This is a genomic window from Peribacillus aracenensis (assembly GCF_025175645.1).
Classification (GTDB): Bacteria; Bacillota; Bacilli; order Bacillales; family DSM-1321; genus Peribacillus; species Peribacillus aracenensis.
On sequence record NZ_JANZMJ010000050.1, the window covers coordinates 20823 to 27789 of the forward strand.

The 6967-nt window shown below is 33.0% G+C and carries 11 protein-coding genes; 2 read left to right on the top strand and 9 right to left on the bottom strand.

What is annotated here, in order from left to right; translation table 11 throughout:
* Positions 1-681: 681 nt before the first annotated feature.
* Entirely contained in the window at positions 682-1176 is a 495-nt protein-coding gene (locus N0M92_RS27680; protein ID WP_260288817.1) for an FUSC family protein, read from the top strand.
* A gap of 853 nt (positions 1177-2029) precedes the next feature.
* Here the strand turns inward: N0M92_RS27680 and N0M92_RS27685 are convergent.
* From N0M92_RS27685 to N0M92_RS27715, 7 genes are all read right to left on the bottom strand, one after another.
* Complete coding sequence (locus N0M92_RS27685) at positions 2030-2215, bottom strand: YjcZ family sporulation protein (protein WP_192204149.1); 186 nt, start codon at positions 2213-2215, stop codon at positions 2030-2032.
* Between the two features lie 749 nt (positions 2216-2964).
* Entirely contained in the window at positions 2965-3600 is a 636-nt protein-coding gene (locus tag N0M92_RS27690; RefSeq protein WP_260288818.1) for a LysE family translocator, read from the bottom strand.
* 606 nt (positions 3601-4206) lie between these two features.
* Complete coding sequence (locus tag N0M92_RS27695) at positions 4207-4506, bottom strand: hypothetical protein (RefSeq protein ID WP_260288819.1); 300 nt, start codon at positions 4504-4506, stop codon at positions 4207-4209.
* A 142-nt stretch (positions 4507-4648) separates the two neighbouring features.
* Positions 4649-5050, bottom strand: a complete 402-nt coding sequence (locus tag N0M92_RS27700; RefSeq protein WP_260288820.1) for a DUF1259 domain-containing protein — start codon at positions 5048-5050, stop codon at positions 4649-4651.
* Between the two features lie 223 nt (positions 5051-5273).
* Positions 5274-5618, bottom strand: coding sequence for a YolD-like family protein (locus N0M92_RS27705; RefSeq protein ID WP_260288821.1), 345 nt, complete (start codon positions 5616-5618; stop codon positions 5274-5276).
* Positions 5619-5873: 255 nt separating this feature from the next.
* Positions 5874-6158, bottom strand: a complete 285-nt coding sequence (locus N0M92_RS27710; protein ID WP_260288822.1) for a hypothetical protein — start codon at positions 6156-6158, stop codon at positions 5874-5876.
* Complete coding sequence (locus N0M92_RS27715; protein WP_260288823.1) at positions 6155-6277, bottom strand: hypothetical protein; 123 nt, start codon at positions 6275-6277, stop codon at positions 6155-6157. The genes N0M92_RS27710 and N0M92_RS27715 overlap by 4 nt, the downstream gene beginning before the upstream one ends.
* Positions 6278-6328: 51 nt before the next feature.
* On the opposite strand from N0M92_RS27715, the gene N0M92_RS27720 reads away from it, so the two are divergent.
* Positions 6329-6490, top strand: coding sequence for a hypothetical protein (locus tag N0M92_RS27720; protein WP_260288824.1), 162 nt, complete (start codon positions 6329-6331; stop codon positions 6488-6490).
* On the opposite strand, the gene N0M92_RS27725 is transcribed toward N0M92_RS27720, so the two are convergent.
* Both N0M92_RS27725 and N0M92_RS27730 read right to left on the bottom strand, forming a co-directional pair.
* On the bottom strand, positions 6477-6620 hold the full coding sequence (locus tag N0M92_RS27725) for a hypothetical protein (RefSeq protein ID WP_260288825.1): 144 nt from the start codon (positions 6618-6620) through the stop codon (positions 6477-6479). The genes N0M92_RS27720 and N0M92_RS27725 overlap by 14 nt on opposite strands.
* 258 nt (positions 6621-6878) lie before the next feature.
* On the bottom strand, positions 6879-6967 hold an 89-nt coding region (locus N0M92_RS27730; protein ID WP_260288566.1), incomplete at its 5' end, for an IS3 family transposase.

Genomic DNA, 6967 nt, shown 5'->3' on the forward strand with positions numbered 1-6967 from the left:
GTATGCAAATCTTTATATGCAAAAATTATGCCAATTCTGTAAACCTTATAAAATCTACAGTTTTAATATTAAAATTCTTTATTTATTTTCATTTTTGGCAAGGTGCACTGTAAAACATAGTAATTATCGAAATCACCAATTTAGCAATATTGATAATATTTTTCTAAAATTGAAAAGAATTTAGCTACCCATCTAACTTCTTGGTATTTCATTTTTAAAATACTACTCGCCTTTTGCATTAATGCGGGCTGCCTAATAATTTGCCGACTTCATAGATTTTTTCAGAAGGCTCCATGCCAATGACGTCATACCTTTTATAAAAGGGGTAATTCAAAATGACGTTCCAACCTACTGTAAGATATCCATCAATTTATAAGATTATGTAAATGAAGTTTATAATGCCACTTTATTGTAAATAAGTAAGATTCTTTCGAAGCATTCATTTTGTAAATATGTTCAACTTTTTGCAACCCTGGAAACGGTTGGACTGGATGGCTTAAGCTTTTCCGAGATAAACTTTAAGAGAATTAGTTGAAAGTTCTAGAATGGATATATTTCTCCAGGCGCGATTTAACCGTTCCTTTTTTCTTTTGGCCAGAGACTTTTGACTTTTTCAACTACATAAAAATTCAAAATACGAGGAATTCTATATAAAGGTAGAATATTACCCCCGAGGTGAATATGAAAACAAATAAACATGAAAATCCAAATAAGAACTTTTCGATTCTAATATGGAAAATAGCAATAGGTTCTACTCTGTCCTGGGAATTATCAAAACTATTGGGTTCCGACCACCCTTACTTAGCTCCACTTTCGGTCATTCTATGCCTTCAATCAACAATTGATAAAACGGTCCAACAATCCATACAACGTGTAATTGGTACCATGATTGGTATTTCCGTTACTGTACTCATTGCAAGACATATGAGTATAAATGGATGGAATTTAGGACTATTAATTCTTTTAGGATGTTATATCACACAATGGCTAAAATTTAACAAAACAGTCATTTATCAAGTCGCACTAACGATATTATTTGTCTTTGTACTTGAACACCAAACGAAACATTATGCCATAGATAGAATGACAGATACTCTAGTCGGTGTAATTATTGCAGTTTTGATACAGTTTGTTTGGTTTCGTCTAATTTTGAAGAGAAAGCAACAAGCCCAGTAGAAATGATTTACACAGGTGACATTTTTTTATTAGTCATGTTCTTTCCTGGCTTTTGCTTTTTCAGTATCAAATATGCTTTCTAATTCGGGTAAGGAAAGTTTATATAACTGTCGACTCTCAGGAGTTTTGAATTAATTCATTTTCAGGAAACGTTTTCAAATAAAATCCACAATAGATTTAATCACTAATTTGAAAAAGTTTAAGATACCTTTCCAAATAGTAGAGCTGAGTCTTTTTATAGTGGTAGTAATCGTATTCACTGTATTTTTCATTGCAGTAAATCGATTCTTTACAAAATCCACGCTCCACTTAATGACTGTAGAAAAAACATTTTTTATACTGCCCCACATGCCCTTGAATGCATTTACCATTAATTTCGCTAATGATAAATACCTTTAAGCAGCCTACCCCAGAACATTCGCTGCATGAAATTCAAATAAACTGAATGGAACCTGAAAAGATATTCTTGATTCCTGTCCCCATTTTTGAGAAATCACCGGTAAACAATCCGGAAAAAACTTGTATTAAACCCATGATGACCTTTCGTCCACCGTCTATTACGCCTTTTATATTGCCGACAACTGATTTATAATTTCTAATATAACTTTAAACTGTGCGTCTCCCAGGAATTATTTCCTGGATTAATCTTGTAAAAATTGGCATAAAAAAAAGGCAGCAACTTTGTCCGCTTTTTTCTCCTGATTTTGTCCATGTTTTTATTAAACTAATGAGCCGATTACTTTAAGGCGTAGAATCAGGGAAATACACAGATTTACAAAGTTAAAAGTACCCCATCTGAAATAGAAATTAAATAATAAAAGGCTGACCAAAATTAGGTCAGCTTTTGATATTCTTAGCAGCATGCACCATATCCATAGGCTGGGGCATATCCACCATAACCGCCACCAAAACCACCGCAGAAACTAGCTCCAACAATAATTAAGAGGATAAACAATACAACTAAAAAGGCAAATCCACCACTAAATCCACAGCCTCCGTCAAATCCATCACAACAGCCATCTCTACGACTACCTGACATACAATCACTCCTTATTTTTTTAAGGAGGAACTTAAATGGGTTAATTCATTCTATGCTCTAAATAATTTAATGACACAATTAAACAACAAAAAAGACCGAAATAAAAATCGGTCTTTCTGCTATTTACATTATCCCTAAGGAGGATGCAATCTGAAAAAATTGCAACTTTTTGTAGCCCCATATCCATATAGATAGCATTCTGCCCTTCATGGCTCAAATACTTCAAATTCAATGATTTTGCGTTCCATTGGGTAAAGCCTATATTCTAAGGCTCTTTCCATTTGAATCACTTTTAATTCGTTTGCTACATCATTCTCTTGAAGCTAAGGGAATATATATCCGACAATCCCTTTCTCCTTTAATTCTTTTTTATTTTGTTGTTGTATCATCAATGCTTATACAATGTCAGTTCTTTCACAAGGATAGAACTGACCTTCTTTTCATCCAAATCCGGAAAGAACGATAATTGGTTACACATTCTCTCCCCCTCTGTTATAATATTTCATCCAAAACACATACCCTAGCCGGGAGAAATCCCGGTCTTCTTTTATGCCCAAATTTATTAGTTGATCATTTCTTCATCCATTTTCGTTTGGTCAGGACTAACACTGGCTGAACCATCTTTATCGACACCCTCATTTTGTTCTTCATAGAACTCTTCAATACTCATTTGAGAAGGTTGTAAAATAAGAGTTACATTTCCACCAGCATGAGGAATATTGTGACGGTTACAAACTTCTCCTAACTATTTACAATATTGTTGGGATACTTTCAATAAATTTATATAAAAAGTAACAACCAAATCCTATTAAAACCATTCCAGCAAGGATAGATGCGCATTTAATATATGTAGGTCTCAAGAATTTTCTAGCACCAGTAACAATCACCATTAATCCTATATCGTGTATTAGAATTCCAATAATAATACCTAAACTAACAATGAAAAAATTAAATATATTTGATGAATCAAATGAATTCGACAAAATTGTGCCAAAAATACTTACCCAAAAAACTAAGTTTCCAGGAGATATAGCCACAAATAGCCCATTTTTATAAGAAGATTTCAATGATTTTGTTGATTTTTCACCTACCAGTGTAATTTCGTGATCAGCGTTTTTTATACTGTCAAAACCGATATAAAATAAGAAAATAGCACCTATTATCCACAAAGGTATTTGAATAAATGGTAGGGTTAAAATTGGAGCTAGTCCAACGAACAATAGAATAATTAATATTAGATCAATAGTCATTCCTCCTAGGCCAACACTCCATCCATGCATAAAACCATTTTTCAAACCTTGTTTAATCATTTCAATTGAGATAGTGCCAATCGGCAAAGCAATCGAAAGGCCGAGTAAAATACTAGAAAATAGCAATACAAGCATTCCTTAAATCCTCCTATGTATTTTTATTAATATTGTTATATATTCATACATTATAGAACATTAAATATAAATAAGGGGGATTTACGCTTGATATTAAGTATGTGTAGTTTTATTATTCCGACAATTACGTTTGTATTTATATAAGAAATTCTTCTTCAGCTAAACTGATTCCATAGAAAAATATACAAACCAATTTAACTACAGGGTTCTAATCAAACTTTTTTAATAATTATCAACCTTTTTTAGAACTAATTAAACTTTGTTACAAACGATCAACCTTTATTATAAAACTACATATAGGTTACTTTTATAAGTTTATATCTCCCAATTCACTAAGTCTTTGCACTAGAAGGTTTTCTGTATCCTCCCATAATGACAATTGTTCAGATGATGATATGTAATTAATAGTGATTTTGAAAAGAAATCAAAAGACCATTTTTTACGAAAAAAATAATAATTCATAATTAAGAAATGCATAGAAGGAGAGATTTTGTGTTCAAGTTTGTAAAATTTTTTTTGTTGTACTTCTTTATTGGTATGTTGTACGGTACCAGAAAAATTCCCGGCGGATTTTATATTTTATTTGGCAAGTATCTTGTTTTTTTATCAATTATTTTTAGTTTGTTTTATAAAAATAAGCAGTGCTGATTTGGTTTTAGGGCCATTAAATCCATCAACAATAAGACCAGCTTTATAATGTTTTCTGAATGGAAACAATAGTAGCACCACCTTTGTTCTTGGATGCTCCTTACTAATCTCAGAAGCGACCACAGTTTTAGGCGGCACTGTAACAACAGGTTCATTTTCAGTCTTGAATTTCAAAGAAAGACTTGGTTTTTTTCCTGCATTTATCTTTGAATAGGATAAGCGGTGCTTCACTTCCAATAATTCAGGTTGCTGCGGCAACCTTTTTCTAATGGAACTAACTGGGCAGAATAGTTTTAAAAAAATAGGAGAGCTAAACTACCCCCTCCCAAATTTAAATTTGAAAATTTTAGTTTTGAAGTGGTTCCACTAAATGGATCAAGAGGAAAAGGCTTGTACAGTTTTATTTTATACCAGCTTTTTTTAGTGCCTTTGCGACCTCTTTTGCAAACTCCAACGGACTTTGAATTGATTCAAGGTGCATATAAATGAGTCGTGGTTTTTCAAATAACCAGTGGTTGTGTACTGCCGAAACTTTTATATGATCACTCATTTTAATAGCTTTTAAAAAAGGATTCACTTCTTCCTGTAAAAAAACAAGTTCAGCTAAATTTAAAGTTTCACTTTTCTTTGAAATCGGTTCAAAACTAAACTCAAGAGAAATTACCATCTCTGATTGAGTAGATTGACCTAGGATTGTTGGTTTTAAATCTCTTCTCTCCCTTGTTACCATACATACATTATTTTTTTGCTGCGCTTCACCTTTAAGGATTTTTGCGAGTTCCTTACACAAATCTTTAGACATTTAATCACCTCCAATAAGATATACATTAGAATATGAAAATAAAAAGTTTTCGAAACTAGCCAAAAGTTTATATATTAGAAAATGGACTAGATTAGATATTTTTTTAAACAGCAACCATGTTTCATAGTTTCATAGAGCACGAAATAAGACCATTAAATGAGTGGTCTCTTTTTTTATACATCATAAAAAATTAAAAACCTTCTCATACGAGAAGGGCTTTTTTTTAATCCTCTACAATCACACCAATGATTTCATTGAATTGTATCTTCTCAAAGGAGCTATCTTTCTTCTGGATTCGCAACTCTTTCGTAACAGGATGAATGTACACACAGTATCCATGCAATTCTTTTGAATTTCCCTCATTATGTAATGTAAACCTTATTGGTAAATGATATTCCATTGCATAATGAATGCTGTTTTCAAACTCTTCAACCTGATATTCATCAAGGATGGGTTTTTTATTTAGGAAATAATCGACCTCACCTATTTTTTTATTTAAAGCTTTATGTTCTGGCATTATTAATGCTGCTTGCCATTTTACAAGCCCTCTATCACGAATTGTCCCCATCAGAATACCCCCTCCTTAATATCCATCATTTACAAACGTGTGTTCTCAATGGAGATGGAAAAAAATTCCTTACCCAAATAAGTTCGGGCTAGAGAAATATTGATTTTTGAACAAATAAAAGAGACCACTAATTTGAAGTGAACCCAAAAAGTTAGACAAAAATGAGCATGTACTGTCTATATGGGGGATATCAGTGATACCTGTGGATTTGAAAAGAGTAAAAAAAAGGATAGCATAAGATGCTATCCTTTTGCTTTATTTTAAATGATTAGTAATCTCTGAAAATATGCCATCCTCGTTACATTTTTTGATGACCTCTTCTAATGAAACATTCCATTCTTTTTCAAAAAAAGATGATAACTTGCTTTTAAATTCTTTATCATCCAAATCAGGTATTTCTAGATGATTATATTCTTCTCTTATTTTTTCCAACATAGGTTGACGTCTTTTATCGAGCAATATTATGTTATTAGTGGCAAAAATATCGTAGATTGCACCGCGAATTTCTTGGGTCGTGTTAGGAATATCTATAAAACTCATAAGAAAATCCAATCTACTGCCTTTATTGCATAAGAGTCAGCGTTAGCAATCATTTCTTGAGTACCTTTATTTGTAACACCCCAAGATTTTAACTTACCAGGCAATTGTGATCTGGCCATTGCGGCTGCGCTATCTCCTGTACTTTTTACAATTGTTTAAAGGAGAAGAATATGCTTACTAAAGAAAATAAAAAATATGGGCAATGGTTTGATGAAGAAACTGGGATATGGTTTGACGAAGTAAAGGAGAAAACCGCGTACATTACACTGTTCCATAGCGAAAAAAGTGATAGATTTAATGAACACAGAAGGTTGGAAGTTAATCGGGGATGATGAATGGGGCTTTTTTGCTAAGCAAACGATGCTTCATTGAAAAGCTCGTCCCATACGGTTTAGATTGATCTAAAAATGCCTGAACTTGGCTCTCTCCTTTTGCCACATCCAGACCAACAACTGGATTCATTGTTTTTTCCTCCTCTACTTACTAACCAGTACCCCTAGTCCTCCATGTAGTGTCATAGCTTCGCTTGTTATTCGAGATCTGCGTCCCAACCAGCCTCAAACATGTTTCTACAAGTAGGGGGCGGACAGTTTAGTTCACGGGATCGAGTCCCACGCACCCGTACGTCCTACCCTGGCTACTGATATAATAGATTCTATTAAAAAAAGGTCAACCAGTAAAATAAACTGTACCCTATGTAAAGGACATTTTTAAAAAAGGTCATGCCACTTTGAGAAGGTGATTTCTGTATTGAACAGGAGTCATCTTCTTTAAGTTCCATTGATATCTGAAATTGTTATAGTACGTCA

Excerpts from the sequence above, each read along its gene's own strand:
- N0M92_RS27680 (WP_260288817.1), top strand. The coding sequence starts at position 682 with ATGAAAACAAATAAACATGAAAATCCAAATAAGAACTTTTCGATTCTA.
- N0M92_RS27685 (WP_192204149.1), bottom strand. The coding sequence starts at position 2,215 with ATGTCAGGTAGTCGTAGAGATGGCTGTTGTGATGGATTTGACGGAGGC.
- N0M92_RS27690 (WP_260288818.1), bottom strand. The coding sequence starts at position 3,600 with ATGCTTGTATTGCTATTTTCTAGTATTTTACTCGGCCTTTCGATTGCT.
- N0M92_RS27700 (WP_260288820.1), bottom strand. The coding sequence starts at position 5,050 with ATGTCTAAAGATTTGTGTAAGGAACTCGCAAAAATCCTTAAAGGTGAA.
- N0M92_RS27705 (WP_260288821.1), bottom strand. The coding sequence starts at position 5,618 with ATGGGGACAATTCGTGATAGAGGGCTTGTAAAATGGCAAGCAGCATTA.
- N0M92_RS27710 (WP_260288822.1), bottom strand. The coding sequence starts at position 6,158 with ATGAGTTTTATAGATATTCCTAACACGACCCAAGAAATTCGCGGTGCA.
- N0M92_RS27715 (WP_260288823.1), bottom strand. The coding sequence starts at position 6,277 with ATGGCCAGATCACAATTGCCTGGTAAGTTAAAATCTTGGGGTGTTACA.
- N0M92_RS27720 (WP_260288824.1), top strand. The coding sequence starts at position 6,329 with ATGCTTACTAAAGAAAATAAAAAATATGGGCAATGGTTTGATGAAGAA.
- N0M92_RS27725 (WP_260288825.1), bottom strand. The coding sequence starts at position 6,620 with ATGAATCCAGTTGTTGGTCTGGATGTGGCAAAAGGAGAGAGCCAAGTT.